Origin of the sequence: Cytobacillus oceanisediminis (assembly GCF_003182355.1) — a bacterium.
GTDB classification, from domain to species: Bacteria; Bacillota; Bacilli; order Bacillales; family Cytobacillaceae; genus Cytobacillus; species Cytobacillus oceanisediminis_A.
In genome coordinates this window covers 121848-137588 of sequence record NZ_QGTW01000010.1, presented here as the reverse complement: position 1 = coordinate 137588, position 15741 = coordinate 121848, and the positions used below count along the sequence as shown (strand labels likewise).

17 protein-coding genes are annotated in these 15741 nt (G+C 40.1%); 7 read left to right on the top strand and 10 right to left on the bottom strand.

The annotated features are described in order from the left end of the window. Positions 1-33 precede the first annotated feature (33 nt). On the bottom strand, positions 34-1662 hold the full coding sequence (locus DFO73_RS18280; RefSeq protein WP_181396056.1) for a Na/Pi cotransporter family protein: 1629 nt from the start codon (positions 1660-1662) through the stop codon (positions 34-36). 250 nt (positions 1663-1912) lie between these two features. Between DFO73_RS18280 and DFO73_RS18275 the strand changes: the two genes are divergently transcribed. The 3 genes from DFO73_RS18275 to ispG all read left to right on the top strand — a co-directional run bounded on the left by DFO73_RS18275 (position 1913) and on the right by ispG (position 4657). Beyond that, entirely contained in the window at positions 1913-2683 is a 771-nt protein-coding gene (locus DFO73_RS18275; protein ID WP_110066150.1) for a DUF1189 domain-containing protein, read from the top strand. 410 nt (positions 2684-3093) lie between these two features. Beyond that, a complete protein-coding gene (locus DFO73_RS18270; RefSeq protein WP_110066149.1) occupies positions 3094-3420 on the top strand; it encodes a hypothetical protein in 327 nt (108 codons plus the stop codon). Positions 3421-3544: 124 nt separating this feature from the next. Then, complete coding sequence (ispG, locus tag DFO73_RS18265; RefSeq protein ID WP_181396063.1) at positions 3545-4657, top strand: flavodoxin-dependent (E)-4-hydroxy-3-methylbut-2-enyl-diphosphate synthase; 1113 nt, start codon at positions 3545-3547, stop codon at positions 4655-4657. 41 nt (positions 4658-4698) lie between these two features. Here the strand turns inward: ispG and DFO73_RS18260 are convergent, their stop codons facing one another. After that, positions 4699-5145 (bottom strand): DUF4190 domain-containing protein, encoded by a 447-nt coding sequence (locus DFO73_RS18260; RefSeq protein ID WP_375137333.1) that lies wholly within the window; start codon positions 5143-5145, stop codon positions 4699-4701. Between the two features lie 209 nt (positions 5146-5354). On the opposite strand from DFO73_RS18260, the gene DFO73_RS18255 reads away from it, so the two are divergent. Then, positions 5355-5918: a 5' nucleotidase, NT5C type gene (locus tag DFO73_RS18255; RefSeq protein ID WP_110066146.1), complete on the top strand. Its 564-nt coding sequence runs from the start codon at positions 5355-5357 to the stop codon at positions 5916-5918. Positions 5919-5979: 61 nt separating this feature from the next. Here the strand turns inward: DFO73_RS18255 and DFO73_RS18250 are convergent, their stop codons facing one another. The 3 genes from DFO73_RS18250 to DFO73_RS18240 all read right to left on the bottom strand — a co-directional run bounded on the left by DFO73_RS18250 (position 5980) and on the right by DFO73_RS18240 (position 8119). Beyond that, entirely contained in the window at positions 5980-6390 is a 411-nt protein-coding gene (locus DFO73_RS18250; RefSeq protein ID WP_110066145.1) for a Fur family transcriptional regulator, read from the bottom strand. 104 nt (positions 6391-6494) lie between these two features. Further along, positions 6495-7337: a metal ABC transporter permease gene (locus tag DFO73_RS18245; RefSeq protein WP_110066144.1), complete on the bottom strand. Its 843-nt coding sequence runs from the start codon at positions 7335-7337 to the stop codon at positions 6495-6497. Then, positions 7334-8119: a metal ABC transporter ATP-binding protein gene (locus DFO73_RS18240; RefSeq protein ID WP_110066143.1), complete on the bottom strand. Its 786-nt coding sequence runs from the start codon at positions 8117-8119 to the stop codon at positions 7334-7336. The genes DFO73_RS18245 and DFO73_RS18240 overlap by 4 nt, the downstream gene beginning before the upstream one ends. A 166-nt stretch (positions 8120-8285) precedes the next feature. On the opposite strand from DFO73_RS18240, the gene DFO73_RS18235 reads away from it, so the two are divergent. Then, a complete protein-coding gene (locus tag DFO73_RS18235; protein WP_110066142.1) occupies positions 8286-8540 on the top strand; it encodes a DUF2624 domain-containing protein in 255 nt (84 codons plus the stop codon). Positions 8541-8613: 73 nt separating this feature from the next. Here DFO73_RS18235 and DFO73_RS18230 read toward each other — a convergent pair whose 3' ends face one another. Together DFO73_RS18230 and DFO73_RS18225 are read right to left on the bottom strand one after the other, a co-directional pair. After that, positions 8614-9507, bottom strand: coding sequence for a deoxyribonuclease IV (locus tag DFO73_RS18230; RefSeq protein ID WP_110066141.1), 894 nt, complete (start codon positions 9505-9507; stop codon positions 8614-8616). A gap of 28 nt (positions 9508-9535) precedes the next feature. Then, positions 9536-10846 (bottom strand): DEAD/DEAH box helicase, encoded by a 1311-nt coding sequence (locus DFO73_RS18225; RefSeq protein ID WP_110066140.1) that lies wholly within the window; start codon positions 10844-10846, stop codon positions 9536-9538. 360 nt (positions 10847-11206) lie between these two features. Here DFO73_RS18225 and DFO73_RS18220 point away from each other — a divergent pair, with 360 nt between their 5' ends. Both DFO73_RS18220 and DFO73_RS18215 read left to right on the top strand, forming a co-directional pair. Beyond that, positions 11207-11767 carry a YqfQ family protein gene (locus DFO73_RS18220; RefSeq protein WP_258309579.1) on the top strand — a complete coding sequence of 187 codons (561 nt, stop codon included), beginning with the start codon at positions 11207-11209 and terminating at the stop codon, positions 11765-11767. 290 nt (positions 11768-12057) lie between these two features. Continuing rightward, the gene (locus tag DFO73_RS18215; protein ID WP_110066139.1) at positions 12058-13008 is read left to right on the top strand and encodes a 4-hydroxy-3-methylbut-2-enyl diphosphate reductase; all 951 of its coding nucleotides are present in this window, start codon (positions 12058-12060) and stop codon (positions 13006-13008) included. Positions 13009-13052: 44 nt separating this feature from the next. On the opposite strand, the gene DFO73_RS18210 is transcribed toward DFO73_RS18215, so the two are convergent. The 3 genes from DFO73_RS18210 to cccA all read right to left on the bottom strand — a co-directional run bounded on the left by DFO73_RS18210 (position 13053) and on the right by cccA (position 15393). Next, positions 13053-14168, bottom strand: a complete 1116-nt coding sequence (locus DFO73_RS18210; RefSeq protein WP_110066138.1) for a Nif3-like dinuclear metal center hexameric protein — start codon at positions 14166-14168, stop codon at positions 13053-13055. Then, positions 14165-14872 (bottom strand): tRNA (adenine(22)-N(1))-methyltransferase, encoded by a 708-nt coding sequence (locus DFO73_RS18205; protein WP_110066137.1) that lies wholly within the window; start codon positions 14870-14872, stop codon positions 14165-14167. Before DFO73_RS18205 ends, DFO73_RS18210 begins: the two co-directional genes overlap by 4 nt. A gap of 155 nt (positions 14873-15027) precedes the next feature. After that, complete coding sequence (gene cccA / locus DFO73_RS18200; protein WP_110066136.1) at positions 15028-15393, bottom strand: cytochrome c550; 366 nt, start codon at positions 15391-15393, stop codon at positions 15028-15030. Positions 15394-15741: the final 348 nt, after the last annotated feature.

Here is a 15741-nt window from a genome sequence, read left to right as displayed (position 1 = left end):
AGCAAGGGGAATTCCCCTTGCTTATTTTACCACTTATTCTTCTCCTAAAACAGCTTCGGCAATATTCACAGCGTGGTCACCAATTCGCTCAAGATTGCTGACAATGTCAACATACACAATGCCTGCTTGTCCGGAGCAGACTCCTTCGTTCAAACGAAGAATATGCTGTTTTCGGAGTTTTCTTTCCATTTTATCGATCTCTTCTTCTTTTTCCACAACTTGTCTTGCTATTTCTTTATCATTATGATCCAATGCCTGAAGAGCTTCCTTAACCGTCGAAATAGTAAGGTTAAACATTACATCAAGATCATCCATTGCATTTTCAGTGACTTTAACTTTGTTTGCCTGCTGGTATTCGGCAAGCTCAATGATATTTTCAAAGTGGTCACCGATTCGCTCAATATCTCTGACAGTATCCATCAGAACTGTATGTTCTTCAGACTCATGAACTGAAAGTGAGCTTGTTGAAAGTTTAACTAGATAATCTGTAATTTTGCGATCTAAATTGTTAATGGCATCTTCAAGTTGATAAGCTGTTTCAGAATGCTTTTGCTGTTTATTTTTTAAGAACCAATTTGTTTCCTCAAGTCCCCGCACAGCAAATTGACCCATTCGCAATACTTCTTCTTTTGATTGACCAAGAGCGATAGAAGGTGATTGCTCAATAAAAACAGGGTCTAAGTGTTTTGTTTTGTATTCTACAACTGAATCTTCTCCTGGTATAAGCTTTGTTACAACCAAAGCAAGAATTCCAATAAAAGGAAGTTGTATAAGCGTATTAGTAGTATTAAAAATTCCGTGAGCAAACGCTATGGTCATCTCATGATTAAGGTTTAAATTAACCGCTAAAGATTCAATTAGCAATGTGAAAGGCTTTAAAAGCAATAAAAACACAGTTGTTCCTATTAAATTAAACAGGACATGAGTAGCAGCAGCTCTTCTCGCTGCAACGGATGCTCCAATAGCTGCTAAGACAGCCGTGATCGTTGTACCGATATTATCACCGAATAAAATCGGCAAGGCAGCATTCAAATTAACAAGTTCTTCAGCATAAAGACCTTGCAGGATACCGATTGTCGCACTAGAGCTTTGAACAATCACTGTAAATACAGTACCAATGATTACTCCAAGAACCGGATTTGAACTCATACTTACTGTAAGGTCATGGAAAGCCTCTAAACTGCGTAATGGTTTCATACCGCCGCTCATTAGTTCCAATCCATAGAAAAGTGCTCCAAAACCAAAAACAATTTGCCCGAAATTGTGTATTTTTTTATTTTTAAAGAAAAACAGAAGTATTGAACCAGCAGCAATGATTGGCAGGGCATATTCACCAATATCAATACCTATAATGAATGCAGTAACAGTTGTACCTATATTCGCACCCATTATTACCCCAATTGCTTGACGGAGTGTCATGAAACCGGCACTAACCAGTCCAACTGTAATAACAGTTGTACCACTGCTAGTCTGAAGTAATACTGTTACAACAATACCAGCTAATACCCCCATTAGCGGATTTGTCGTAAAGCGATCCAGAATATCTCTCAGCTTGTCACCAGCTGACTTCTGCAGTCCATCACCCATGAACTTGATTCCATATAAGAAAATACCAAGTCCGCCAAGAAATTCAAAAAGCATTTGTTGAACGTCTAGTTCCACAATATTTCAACCCCTATAACTGTTTATTCGACATGATTCATCAAACCCCATACAATTATTAATGAAAAGTGAATAAAAAGTAAAGATTTATTTTATCAAATTTACAATAGCTTAACATTTCGTTTAAATATTACAGTTGTGTTACAAAAAGAGGGAATCCCTTGCTAATTTTAAATAAGCTGAGTTACTTGTAGAGTCCGGGTAATGTGGCTAAACTAATAGGATGAATCTTTATAAGGGTGTGTCTAAAATGAATATTTTTCAGCAATTTTACAAAAGCTTATTTTCTCCCAAAGATATAGCTTTATTCCGCTTTCATGGAATTGGGAAAACCATACTATATGTTTTTTTTCTTACCCTATTATCCATCATTCCAACCGTCTTTTATTCCAGTACAGCAATAGTGGATAGCTTAAATGCTGTAGATGAAACAATCGATAGTGAATTGCCGGATTTCCAGATTAAAGATGGAGAACTGCTTACTGAACAAGAGGCGCCTGTTACCATTAACAAAAATGGCTTTGCAATTATTGTGGATTCTACAGGAACTGTAAAGCCCTCTGCCTTTTCCAACAGCGACAATACAATCGCCCTTCTCAAAAATGATATATACATAATTGCTGCGGGGCAGGAACAATCCTATCCTTATTCGATGCTAACCAACGGCACACTTACAAGAGAAAGCTTATCAGACTATTTGGCTTCTGCTAAATCTCTGGTGCCCATAATTATCCCGTTGATTGCGATTGTCATTTATATTTTTACCGCTGGAATAAGGTTTATTGAGATATCCATTCTCGCATTAATTGGCCTTCTTATTAAAAATGCCTTAAGGAAAAATTTGCAATACCGGCATTTATGGCGAATGTCTGCCTATAGCATCACCTTGCCGGCCGTCTTTTTCACAATTATGGCATCCTTGCAGACTCCTGTACAGAATGGAGCTTTTATAAACTGGTTTGTCTCGCTGATCATTCTCCTGCTTGCTGTCAAAGAAGTTCCACAACAAACGCAGAAATAAAACGTGTCATTTATGCGCGTTTTTTTATTTTCTTAGGGGGATGAAATTTTCTCTGGTTTTTAATGCGGTTTTCTTGCTTCACCTATTTATTAAATTCACAAAAATAAAGATTCCATTATTACGAATAGTAAAGATAAAAGATATTTGAAGTGAAAATTTCAACTAATAACTTGGAAAAACGGGGTTTTAGAATGAAAATAAGTCAGTTTATTAAAGAAATGGCCATTATTTGGAGTTTGAAGGATAAACTAAGTAGGTATATTGGGGCAATGGCCTTCATTCGTGGGTAAGAACCAAATGGCTTAAAAGTTCGTCCCCTATTTGCTGCAATAACTGTTTATTATGTTCTATCAGGAATAGGACAAGCATACATATTGGGTAAACACGCTAATTACAGGGGGTTGGCCAATATGAAGCGAATTGCTGGAATCCTGCTTTCAGTTCTTGTTATTTATGTTATTTATTATGATTTAAGCCAAGGCACACTCCCCGCTGGAAAAGAACAAGTATTAGAGGCCAGCACACAGCCGGCTGAATCCGGTATGTCTTATTTTGAAAAAAAAGTAAGTCCTGGAGAAACCGTTCTTTCGATTGTGGAGTTAAATCTTGATGGGCCAATCCCTGTCAGCATAGACGAGGTTGTGTCAGATTTCTCTAAATTAAACAATGGCATGGAACCAGAAGAAATCAATTCAGGAAAAACCTATAAGTTTCCGAAATATGATAAGGAACACTAATCTTTATCATCATTCTTGTCAACCCCAGCGGTTCATTGATACAATAAAGTGAACCTTCTTTAATAGCAAAATGTTCATGCTGTTATATGAATAGATAAAAAGGAGCGAATCTCCATTGAGTGATATTATACATCGAACTAAAACACGGCCTGTTAAAGTCGGGCCTTTAACCATTGGCGGCAGCAATGAGCTGTTCATCCAAAGTATGACCACGACTAAAACACATGATGTGGAAGCTACTGTAGCAGAAATTAAAAGGCTTGAGGAAGCCGGCTGCCAAATTGTCCGTGTGGCTTGCCCTGATGAAAGGGCAGCAAATGCAATTGCAGATATTAAAAGGCAAATAAATATACCGCTTGTGGTCGATATTCATTTTGACTATAAACTTGCTTTAAAAGCAATTGAAGGCGGGGCAGATAAGATTCGGATCAATCCCGGCAATATCGGTAAACGCGAGAAAGTTGAAGCCGTTGTTAAGGCGGCAAAGGAAAAAGGAATACCAATCCGTATTGGGGTAAACGCTGGGTCCCTTGAAAAACGGATTCTAGAGAAATACGGGTACCCTACTGCCGATGGAATGGTTGAAAGCGCCCTTCATCATATCAAGATACTAGAAGACCTCGACTTTCATGACATCATCGTATCAATGAAAGCTTCGGATGTTAATCTGGCAATTGAAGCATATGAAAAAGCGGCAAAAGCCTTTGATTATCCATTGCATTTGGGAATCACAGAATCAGGCACACTTTTTGCCGGTACTGTAAAAAGTGCTGCCGGCCTTGGAGCAATCTTAAGCAAAGGAATCGGTAATACTTTAAGAATCTCATTAAGTGCTGATCCTGTTGAAGAAGTTAAGGTAGCGCGTGAGCTTCTAAAAGTATTTGGCCTGTCATCGAATGCTGCCACGCTGATTTCCTGCCCAACCTGCGGAAGGATTGAAATTGATTTAATCAGCATCGCAAATGAAGTGGAAGAATATATCCAAAAGATTAAAGCACCGATTAAGGTGGCAGTACTGGGCTGTGCGGTTAATGGTCCAGGGGAAGCACGAGAGGCTGATATCGGCATTGCCGGTGCCCGCGGTGAAGGTCTTCTATTCCGTAAAGGCCAGATTGTAAGGAAGGTTCCTGAAGAAACAATGGTGGATGAACTGAAGATCGAAATAGATAAAATTGCTGAAGAATACTTCGCAAAACAAGAAGAAGAAAAAATCAAAGCTGAAAGCATCCAATCATAAAAAAAGCCTGGCCAGAAGGTGCCAGGCTTTTTTACTTTGCTTTAAAAAAACGGCAAGATAAACATGCCAACAATAATCGAAATGGCTCCAATTCCTATTGCCCAGTTCCCAAGGGTTTCTGATCCTCTTCGGCGGGCTATAAAACCAAGGACAATGCCTGTCGCTCCAAACAGAACCGGCAATACAAACAGAGATAGAATGGACAATGCCAGGGCCGCGTATCCGACTCCCCTGCCGGCAGTAGCTATTTCATTTTCATCCTCCCTGTCCACTGCCCTGTCATAGACACCAGGCGCTGCGATTTCCGCAGAGGTTTCTTCTCTATAATCTGCATTAGCTTCTTCCCTGTCCAACGCCCTGTCATAGACACCAGGCGCTGCGATTTCTGCAGAGGTTTCTTCTGTATAATCATAATCAGTAGTAGCTTCCCCAATTCGCTCGCTATGGCGAAGATCGTACTCTTCATTGGTGCGCTCTTGGTCTGCCATCATGAACCCTCGCTTTCTTTACTGTGTTCCTTACAAAAGTATTACTTAATGGAGCATTTATAGTGTTTACGATATGTGTTCTTTTTAAGATGTTAATGTTTGACTATCGATTAATGCCTGGCAGAACAGCATTAGAGCCATTGCTCTTTTGCATGGACGGGACTTTTGTTAAGATAAGGGATATATGTAATTAAAGGAGAGCAACTATTATGAAGAAGCGTTTTGGAATTGACATTGATGGCACGGTTACATGTCCATCATCCATGATTCCATATTTAAATAAAGCATTTAATCTGAATATAACCCTGGCTGATATTAAACAATATGATTTAACTCCACTTGTGGATATATCCGAAAAAGAATTCGCGAAATGGTTTAAAGAAAATGAACCAGTAATATACAGGGAATCTCCCCTTGCAGATGGAGCAAAAGAAATCCTGACAAAATGGAGACAAGACCATGAACTATATTTTATTAGTGCACGCGGCTCACATCTTCAGCAAATAACAGAGGAATGGTTTTTGGAGAACGCTTTAGAATTTAATCACATTGAACTGATTGGAACACATGATAAAATTCGGGCAGCAAAGAAGTTTGAGGTAGACATCTTTCTTGAAGATAAACATGATAATGCTGTCATGATTCATGAAACTTGCAAAATCCCTGTCATTTTATTCGACACCCCCTATAATCGAGACCCTCTCCCAAATGGAGTCATAAGGGTCAGCAGTTGGCAGGAAGCTTATAAATGGGTAGAAAACTGGCTAAAATAAATTCACCATATATAAAAAGCATGGGAGCTTTTCTAAGCACCCATGCTTTTTTGTGCTTAATTTAGAAACATTCCGGACATTTTCCGTATATTTCAAACTTGTGACCGGAAACATCATAACCTTTCAGGTTTTCTTGAACCTGTTTCATGGGACAAACTTCAATCTCTTTAGTCTTCCCGCAGTCTAAACAGATAAAATGATGATGGTGATGCTCATGTGAACATGTAAATCGGAAGTGTTTTTCTCCAGAAAGCTCTGTCATCTCAAAAATATCCAAATCCACAAACAATGATAAATTTCTGTATATTGTATCAAAGCTTAGCCCAGGGTAGTTGTCCTTCATTTTTTCCAGAACATCTTTGGCAGTTAAATATTTATCGCTATCAGCGAAAAGCTGAAGCATCTCTTCCCTTTTTCCTGTATGCTTATAGCCTTTATCTTTTAAAAGCTGCATTGCTTCATTCACATTCATTCTTTTCACCTCGTGTTCCTGCTCTCAAGAATCAAAGCTTTTGCCTAACCGGTAACAACCTATCCAATAGTGCTAAAAAACTCCTCTTTTTATTAAAATTTGTTTTAGGCCGGCCTCATGCTTGAAAGCTTCTTTACCAGAATGGTGATAATCAGTATGAGTATTGTAATAATGACAATGGTTCCTCCCGGCGCAAGATCAATATAATAAGAAATCGTCAATCCGCCTATCACGGAAACTTCACCAAACAGCATGGATAGGAAAATAGTTTGTTTAAAGCCTTTGGCAACCCTGATGCTTGCTGCAACCGGCAATGTCATTAAAGAGGAAACCAGAAGGATACCGACAATTCTCATAGAGGCAGCAATAACCAAAGCCACCATGATTATAAAAATAAAATGAACACTCTTTGCTGCTATGCCGGATGCTTTTGCATGCTCTTCATCAAAAGACAGCAAAAATAATTCTTTATACAATAAAAGGACAAGTGCAATAACAAACACACTAATGATCAGTATGGTCCATAAATCTAGACGGCTTACCGCACTTACACTTCCAAATAAATAGCTAAATAAGTCGGTATTGAACCCGTCGGCCAAGGAGATAAATATTGCGCCAAGTCCAATTCCCCCTGACAATATAATGGGAATTGCCAGCTCCTGATAATGCTTGTATACAGCCCTAAGCTTTTCAATAAACAAAGACCCAGCGACTGAAAAAGCCATTCCCATATAAAGGGGGTTTAACCCGCTCAACCCCAGCACTTTTTTCTCAAGCAGAAGACTGGCAGCAATCCCGGCAAGCGTTACATGACTTAAAGCATCAGCAATTAGTGACAGCCTTCTGACAACGATAAAAACGCCAAGCAAGGGAGCGATTATTCCGATTATGATTCCAGTTAAAAATGCATTTTGCAAAAATTCGTATTGTAAAATCCCTGCTATCATCGGGCTGTTCCTCCGTGGTTGTGATGGTCATGATTATGGGTCAATACATGGACATCATGGCCGTAAATCTCCGACATCTCACTAATATTCAAGCTCTCAAATTCTGCTGTATTTCCATGGAAATGCAAATTTTTGTTCAGGCAGGCAACATGAGTGACCTTATCCGAGATTGTCCCAATGTCATGTGTAACCAGCAAAAGAGTTATTCCAAGCTTTTTGTTTAAGTCGTCAAGCATTTCGTAAAAGGATTGGACAGTTTTTGCATCTACTCCTACTGTCGGCTCATCAAGTATTAACAGCTTCGGGTCGCTCACTAATGCACGTGCAATGAAAACTCGCTGCTGCTGTCCGCCCGAAAGTTCTCCGATATTCCGTTTTGCAAATTCAAGCAGGCCCACTGAATCAATCGCCTGGAGCACTTTATGATGTTCTGCTTTACCAAAAAACTTAAAAAGCCCGAGCTTCTTTGTCAATCCGCTGGATACAACTTCAAAGACAGTTGCAGGGAATCCTGTATTAAATGAATTAGCCTTTTGCGAAACAAATCCTACTTTTTGCCATTCCTTAAAGCGATTTATTTCCTGTCCAAAAAGCTTAACACTCCCTTTTTGAACTTTCAGCAAACCCAGTATCTGTTTTATCAAGGTGGATTTACCGGAACCATTTGGTCCTACAATGCCCAGAAAATCCCCTTCATGTATGGTTAAATTTATATCCTCAAGAACATTTTCTTTTTCATATCTATAAGAAACGTGCCTTATTTCTATTATTGGCTCTGCCATTTTTATCACCCGTAATATTAAGAATCATTCCGATTTACAAATGAAGTATACAGGAACTTGCTTTTAAAGTAAAGAAAACAGGACTTTTATAAGTTAACAGCCGGTATATAAAAACTGTCACGATTTCCCTTCTTCCCTCATAAAGTACAGAGGAGGAGTGATGAGGATGAAAATTTTTGAAAACATTATAAATCATAAAATGAGCAATATTACTGCAGAAGAATTATTAAAATATGGAGAGCAATTCAACATCAGCATTACAAAACCGCAGGCACAAAAGATTGCTGGCTACCTGCGAGGAAAGCAAATAAATATCTTCGAAGATCGCGAGAGAACAAAATTAATAAAGGAAATTGCCAAAATTGCCGGACCGGAAACCGCCAGGGAAGTAAACCGCCTCTTCCTGCAATTTACAAAATAGCCTTTTGTTTTTACTAATACTTAATTTACCCATACAAAAAGCTGTGTAATCGATACACAGCTTCTCCATTCATTTAGCCTTCCAAAATAGCATCCAAAAGGTTTTCATCGAATTCCTTATTGCGGAGCATATTAATTTCATGCTTGTATGGCGCCTTTTTATTATTCTTGTCTTCCCCAACATAAGGGGTCTCAAGAATTTTTGGGACATTCTTTAATTGAGGATGATGGACGATATAATTTAGCGCTTTAAAACCAATATGGCCAAAACCGATATTTTCATGGCGGTCTTTGCGCATGCCGCGTTCATTTTTGCTGTCATTAATATGAAGAACCTTTAGGCGATCTAAGCCGATAATCTTATCAAATCTTTCCAATACGCCATCGAAATCATTAACGATATCATACCCCGCATCATGCGTATGGCATGTATCAAAGCAAACAGAAAGATGGTCATTATAATTGACCCCATCAATAATCATGGCAAGCTCTTCAAAAGATTTTCCGCATTCTGAACCTTTGCCAGCCATGGTTTCAAGTGCTATCTGTACCTTTTCTTCGCCACCTAGCACCTCATTCAGACCTTCGACTATTTTCTTAATTCCTTCTTCCGTACCAGCGCCTACATGCGCCCCCGGATGAAGGACGATCTGTCTTGCACCTATTGCTTCTGTACGGTCGATTTCAGAGCGCAGGAAATTAACACCTAATTCAAAAGTCGACGGGTTTGTCGTATTGCCAATATTAATGATATATGGGGCATGTACAACAATATCAGCTATACCGTTCTCTTCCATATGCCTTAACCCGGCTTCAATATTTAAATCCTCTATTTTTTTTCTTCTTGTATTTTGCGGGGCGCCTGTATAAACCATAAAAGTATTGGAGCCGTATGAAACAGCTTCTTCACTTGCTGCTAAAAGCATTTTTTTCCCGCTCATGGAAACATGTGAACCAATTTTCAGCATGATGATCCCTGCCTCTCCCTTATAAGCTTTATTTACGCTTTATTCTTCTTTCGCGTTTTTTAATTTTATCCATTTCCCATTTCATTTTCTTTTTATAGCCTGGCTTCACTTTTTTCGGCTTTTGCACCAAGGATGAAGCTTTTTTATCTATGTCATCCGTTTGTTTTTGGCGGTTCTTCCGTTTATTGCGACTTTCAAGATCTGTCCATTCCCCTTTTTGCAGATCCTTATGCTGGAATTCAATCCCCATCTTTTCAAGCCTATTTAATGAATCTTCATCGGAAGTCTCATACACTGTCAATGCAATTCCTGAGAAACCTGCTCGGGCTGTACGACCCACACGATGAATATAAAAGTCCAAATCAGTCGGAAGCTCGTAGTTAATCACATGGCTGATTCCCTTTATGTCAATTCCTCTTGCTGCAAGGTCAGTCGCCACGATGTATTGGAACTCGAGATCCAATATTTGCTTCATCATTTTTTTCCGTTCACGCGGGTTTAGGTCCCCGTGAATACGGCCGACTTTAAGGCCTTTGCTGATTAATCCATCCGCGACTTCATCCGCTTTTTTCTTCGTATTTGTAAAAACAATGGCTAAATAAGGATTAAAAGAAGTCAGTGCTTCATATACCAGATTTACTTTATTGCGATGCCTGGATGGAAGCAGCCAGTGTTCAATATTAGCGGCAGTTGCCTGCTTGGGCTCAATATGAACATACTTTGGATTTTCCATATACTTCTTTAAAAATGGCTTCAGTTTCTCAGGGATCGTTGCTGAGAACACAAGCATTTGCAGTTTTTCAGGCATTCTCGCCGCAACCTGGTCAACGTCCTCGATGAATCCCATATCAAGCATTAAATCGGCTTCATCAACCACAAGGATTTCTGCGGTATGGACAAACAAAGCCTGCTCCTTCACAAGGTCATTAATTCTCCCAGGTGTCCCAACTACAACATGCGGCTGTTTTTTCAGTTTTTCAATCGTCCTTTGCTTGTCCGTTCCTCCAATATAACAGCGTGCTGTTATTTCTTCTCCCTCAGGACAATGCTCAGTCACCTTCAGGATTTCATGATAGATCTGGTTGGCAAGCTCTCTTGTAGGCGCGGCTATTATTGCCTGAACCTCCTGGCGGGAAGGATCAACCTTTTGCAAAATAGGCAATACGTAGGAATGGGTTTTGCCTGTACCTGTCTGGGACTGGCCAATGGCGCTTTCCCCCTTGAGGACAGCTGGAATCATTCTTTCCTGAATTTCTGTTGGCTCGTAAAAGCCAAATTCTTTCACTGCTTCTATTATAAATGGCTTAAGGTTAAATCGGTCAAATTTCGTTTCGTTCATATAAAAACTCCTCAGTGATTCAGGTTAACCTATGCTGCTTGATATTCAGCAGCATTGGAATGCACCCGATTCATTTATTTAAAAGTAAGAAACATACTTGTACCAACTAAAAGTGTCCAGCTTCGAGCTTTTCTTACATCCTGTTATTATAATAAAGTTTCCTCCAAATAACCACTCATACAGGCATATATATTTTTATGATGGGCTATTCAAATGATTTTTAACAAGAAAATAAGAATCTTCCGCATAATACCTAAACCAAAATGTAATAAACGCATACTTTAATGTATGGGTGCAATTAGACTATTTCCACTGCCTGCTTCTATGGCAGAAGAGAGTGTTTTTGAAAGGAGGCAAACAATGATGATGCCAGGACCAAGGCCTCCCATGCGCGGAGGAATGCCCCCGTATCCTTTTATGAATCCGATGCAAGGCAGAGCTCACATGGGGCCAACTATGAGAGGCGCTCCGGGAATGCGCCGTGGAGGCGGGGGATTGCTCTCTAAACTATTAGGAAAAGGAAATGCCCAGACTCCAGGCGGAATGGGTGCTGCCAGAGCAGCAGGAGGCTCACGTACAGGCGGGGGCATACTGCAGGCAATAAGCAATCCTGCTTCTATAAATGGCTTTTTAAATAATACCCAAAAGGTTTTAAATACAGCACAGCAGATTGGGCCCATGGTTCAGCAGTATGGGCCGCTGGTTAGGAACCTGCCGGCCATGTGGAAGCTGTACAGGGGCTTGAAGGATACTCCGGAAGAGCAGTCTTCCGAAGAAACAGAAAAATCAAGCACAGAAGTTAAAGCCAGAGCTAAGCAATCTCCATCACAACGAAAAAAGACTGAAACAGTTAATGAAAAAGAACCGCCGGTCTCCGGAAGTTCGAGAAGCCGTGAATCCAAGCCCAAATTATATATATAATGGCAAAGAATGCGAAAGGCATTCTTTGTTTTTTTACTTTGTAGTTTCGTGGCTATTAAGATTTTAGTGGCTTTATACAAGAACCATCACTCCCTTTCATCATTCTCTCCTCCGGGAATAGTGTCATTGAAGCCTAATGCATGTTATTTTCATTCCCTTTTTTGCTTTTTGTATTATCCCGCTATCTCTTATATAATAGAATAAGCATACTGGGGTTTTCCCTGGTGTTTTAACATGAACATAATCAAAATTCAATTCAGATAAAAGCTGTAATTAGGGAGGATAAACGGATGAATGTCATAAAAATCTCTCCTCGGGGATATTGTTATGGTGTGGTTGATGCGATGGTAATTGCCAGAAACGCAGCACTCGACCCATCATTGCCAAGACCGATTTATATTTTGGGTATGATCGTCCACAATAAGCACGTAACGGATGCTTTTGAAGAAGAGGGCATCATTACTCTCGATGGAAATGACAGAAAAGAAATTTTGGATAAAGTTGATAAAGGGACTGTCATTTTCACAGCCCACGGCATTTCTCCGCAAGTACGGGAAGCAGCCAAACAAAAAGGCTTAGTGACAATTGATGCTACGTGTCCGGATGTAACAAGGACTCATGATCTGATTAGAGAGAAAGAAAAAGAAGGTTTTCAGATTATCTACATCGGCAAAAAAGGACATCCTGAGCCTGAAGGGGCAGTAGGGGTAGCGCCGCACGCTGTTCACCTTGTACAAACAATCGAAGACGTGAACGAATTAAATATCAAAGCTGATAAAATTCTTGTGACAAACCAGACGACAATGAGCCAATGGGATGTTGGCCATGTCATGGAGCAAATAAAGGAAAGATATCCTCATGCAGAATTTCACAAAGAAATATGTATGGCTACCCAGGTACGCCAAGAGGCTGTCGCAGAACAAGCCGGCCAGGCAGATGTCCTGATTGTTGTTGGGGACCCAAAGAGCAATAACTCGAATCGACTTGCCCAGGTTTCTGAGGAAATCGCAGGTACGAAAGCCTACCGGATTGCCGACATCACAGAACTTGATGTAAGTTGGCTTAAAGACGCTTCCACTGTTGCAGTTACTGCAGGCGCCTCAACACCAACACCTATTACGAAGGAAGTCATCACCTTTCTTGAACAATACGATCCAAAAGAAGAGTCTACATGGACACGCGAGAAAAAAGTACCGTTAAATAAAATTCTTCCTAAAGTGAAGAAAGCCACTAAAATGTAATACAAAAGAACCGGTTTCGAGGGAAGCCGGCTCTTTTTATACATTTATACAAATTGAAAAGGATCCGTATGTATCTCGGAAGGAAATATCGACACTTCATACCCTTTTTCCGTACAAAGCATTTCCAATTTCTTTGTGACGCCTTTTTTCATTACCTTTTCCACATTATGGCCAGGGTCCACTATATTTAGACCCGCCATCATGGCATCGTGGGCAACATGATAATACATATCTCCGGTAACATAAACATCCGCACCCTTCATTTTCGCGGACATAAAATACTTATTTCCATCACCGCCAAGAACAGCCACTTTCTTAACTTTCGAAGAAAGGTCTCCTACAACGCGGACTCTATCTACTTCGAGAGTTGTTTTTACATGTCCGGCAAATTCCTCTAATGTCATCTCGCGGATTTCTCCTATTTTACCGAGACCTAAAACTTCCCCTTTGTTTTCAAGTTTGTAAATATCAAAGGCAACTTCTTCATATGGATGGTTTTTGAACATGGCAGAAAGTACCCTTCTCTCCAAATGCTCAGGAAAAATAGTTTCTATGCGGACCTCAGCAACAGATTCAAGCCTACCCTGCTGGCCAATATGAGGATTGGCTTCTTCGTTTGGCTTGAATTGGCCGGTACCTGCTGAAGAAAACGTACAATGGCTGTAATTCCCAATAGCACCTGCTCCTGCATCCCCAAGAGCCTTTTTTAACACCTCAGCATTTTCTTCTGGCACATACACAGCAAGCTTTTTCAAAACGGTTTCAAAGGTTGGATATAAGACTTCAGTACTGGAAAGCTGCAGAGCATCCGCCAGCATATCATTGACACCGCCTTTGGCTACATCAAGATTAGTATGAGCTGCATATACCGCTATATCATGTTTAATAAGCTTTTCAATAATTCTTCCTGACGGAGAGTCTGTAGCAATCTTTTGTAACGGCCTGTATATAAGCGGATGATGCGCAATAATAAGCTGCACATTCTTTTCGATTGCTTCATCCACAACTTCCTCCAAGACATCAAGGGCTATCATAACATTTTGTACAGGATTGTTAAGCTTTCCGATTTGCAGGCCGATTTTGTCACCTTCCATCGCGTATCCTTTTGGAGAGAACTGCTCAAACAATTGAATAATCTCATGCCCGTTTATTTTTTTCACTGTTTTAAAACCTCCCCCACCATTTTTATTTTCTGTTTTAATTCCTGTTTTCTCTTTTTAGTCTCTTTATTATCTGCTGCCTTCTCAAGCTGCATGAGAATACGTTCCCAGTTTCTCAATTCCCCCTGCCACTTAGTTTGGAAGACAACTGACTTTTCTTCGATTAAAAAAGGACCCATAAGCAAGCCTTGTTCCGTGTTTTTATAAGGCTTAAGCGGTTTCCCTTTTTCTGCTGCGAGTATTTCATAGATCTTTCCGTCTTCTTCAAGAATCTCTTCGGCTATAAGCTCCCAACCATGTTCTATAAGCCAGGTTCTAATCGAAATTGCACTTAAATTGGGCTGCAGAACAAGCCTTTGAACTGAATCAAGCTTGCTCTTTCCTTCTTCAAGAATGGCCGCAATTAAAGCGCCCCCCATACCAGCAATTGTAATGCAGTCTACTTCCCCTGGGTTAATAACCTCAAGGCCATTTCCTTTTCGAACAGATATCTGATCCAAGAGCCCCTCCATTTCAACCTGTTTTTTAGCCGATTGAAAAGGCCCTTCCACTACTTCACCAGCTATAGCAAAAGGGACAATACCCTTTTTTACTGCATAGCATGGCAAATATGCATGGTCTGAACCAATATCAGCTATGCGTGCCCCACTGGGAATATAATTTGTTACAGCTTCAAGCCGCTGTGATAGTTTGTCCGTATTCATTCTGTCACCACTTATCTATGTATTTAAAAGCGCAGAGCGCGCCATGCCTATCTATTCCTAGTGCGAAATAGTTAAAAAGCTATCGAATATTTACGATAGCTTTCTTATAGTATAAAAAAAGTCCTTTACATATGCAAAGGACTTTCATTATAGGTTTACTTAAGGCCTGCTAACCATTCGGCCATTTCTGCAGCCTTGTCTTGAGGCACTAACCCTGGAGGCATAGAGCCTTTACCATTCACAACAATATCTGCGATTTCATCCTGAGATAAACGTTCGCCTACACCAGTAAGAGCTGGGCCGACTCCGCCTTGATACTGGTCACCGTGACATCCAATACAGCTCTTCTGATAGATTTCTTCAGGGCTTGCAGCTGCTGTTTCTTCGGTTTCAGCACCGCCGCCTTCCTGTTCTTTTGCAAGCTCGTCCATATCGCCAAGACCTTTAAAAGAAACAAGGAACATTGCTACCACACCGAAAACCATAATTAATACAAATGGAATGATTGGATTGCGATTCATGACTTAACCTCCCTTATGTAAGCACATTTCAGTTTAAGTAAGTATACAAACAATTTCTATTTTACTTTAAAAAGGGCAGAAGGAAAAGCCCTAAAGTAAACTTTGTCATATCTTGTTCATAATTTAGACAAAAACTCCATCCAGGGGACGGAGTTTTTTTAAATAATTGTTTACATAAATATTTTTAATCCTTATTTGCAGAAACTTCAACATGGATGCCGGTTAAAAGCAGGTGTGAATTTCCACTGGATCTCCCTTGGGTGTGCTACTCCCACAGGACTTTGAATAAGCATCCTCGAATAGACAGCCCACGAAGAAAATGCGAATGCATTTTCTAGGATCTCGCGC

Bases quoted from the DNA above. Each gene is read 5' to 3' on its own strand.
- DFO73_RS18270 (WP_110066149.1), top strand. From the start codon at position 3,094: ATGAAGCGAATTGCTGGAATCCTGCTTTCAGTTCTTGTTATTTATGTT.
- DFO73_RS18245 (WP_110066144.1), bottom strand. From the start codon at position 7,337: ATGATAGCAGGGATTTTACAATACGAATTTTTGCAAAATGCATTTTTA.
- DFO73_RS18205 (WP_110066137.1), bottom strand. From the start codon at position 14,872: ATGAATACGGACAAACTATCACAGCGGCTTGAAGCTGTAACAAATTAT.
- DFO73_RS18255 (WP_110066146.1), top strand. From the start codon at position 5,355: ATGAAGAAGCGTTTTGGAATTGACATTGATGGCACGGTTACATGTCCA.
- DFO73_RS18275 (WP_110066150.1), top strand. From the start codon at position 1,913: ATGAATATTTTTCAGCAATTTTACAAAAGCTTATTTTCTCCCAAAGAT.
- DFO73_RS18230 (WP_110066141.1), bottom strand. From the start codon at position 9,507: ATGCTGAAAATTGGTTCACATGTTTCCATGAGCGGGAAAAAAATGCTT.
- DFO73_RS18240 (WP_110066143.1), bottom strand. From the start codon at position 8,119: ATGGCAGAGCCAATAATAGAAATAAGGCACGTTTCTTATAGATATGAA.
- DFO73_RS18215 (WP_110066139.1), top strand. From the start codon at position 12,058: ATGAATGTCATAAAAATCTCTCCTCGGGGATATTGTTATGGTGTGGTT.
- DFO73_RS18225 (WP_110066140.1), bottom strand. From the start codon at position 10,846: ATGAACGAAACGAAATTTGACCGATTTAACCTTAAGCCATTTATAATA.
- cccA (WP_110066136.1), bottom strand. From the start codon at position 15,393: ATGAATCGCAATCCAATCATTCCATTTGTATTAATTATGGTTTTCGGT.
- DFO73_RS18250 (WP_110066145.1), bottom strand. From the start codon at position 6,390: ATGAATGTGAATGAAGCAATGCAGCTTTTAAAAGATAAAGGCTATAAG.
- DFO73_RS18260 (WP_375137333.1), bottom strand. From the start codon at position 5,145: ATGGCAGACCAAGAGCGCACCAATGAAGAGTACGATCTTCGCCATAGC.
- DFO73_RS18235 (WP_110066142.1), top strand. From the start codon at position 8,286: ATGAAAATTTTTGAAAACATTATAAATCATAAAATGAGCAATATTACT.
- DFO73_RS18220 (WP_258309579.1), top strand. From the start codon at position 11,207: ATGATGATGCCAGGACCAAGGCCTCCCATGCGCGGAGGAATGCCCCCG.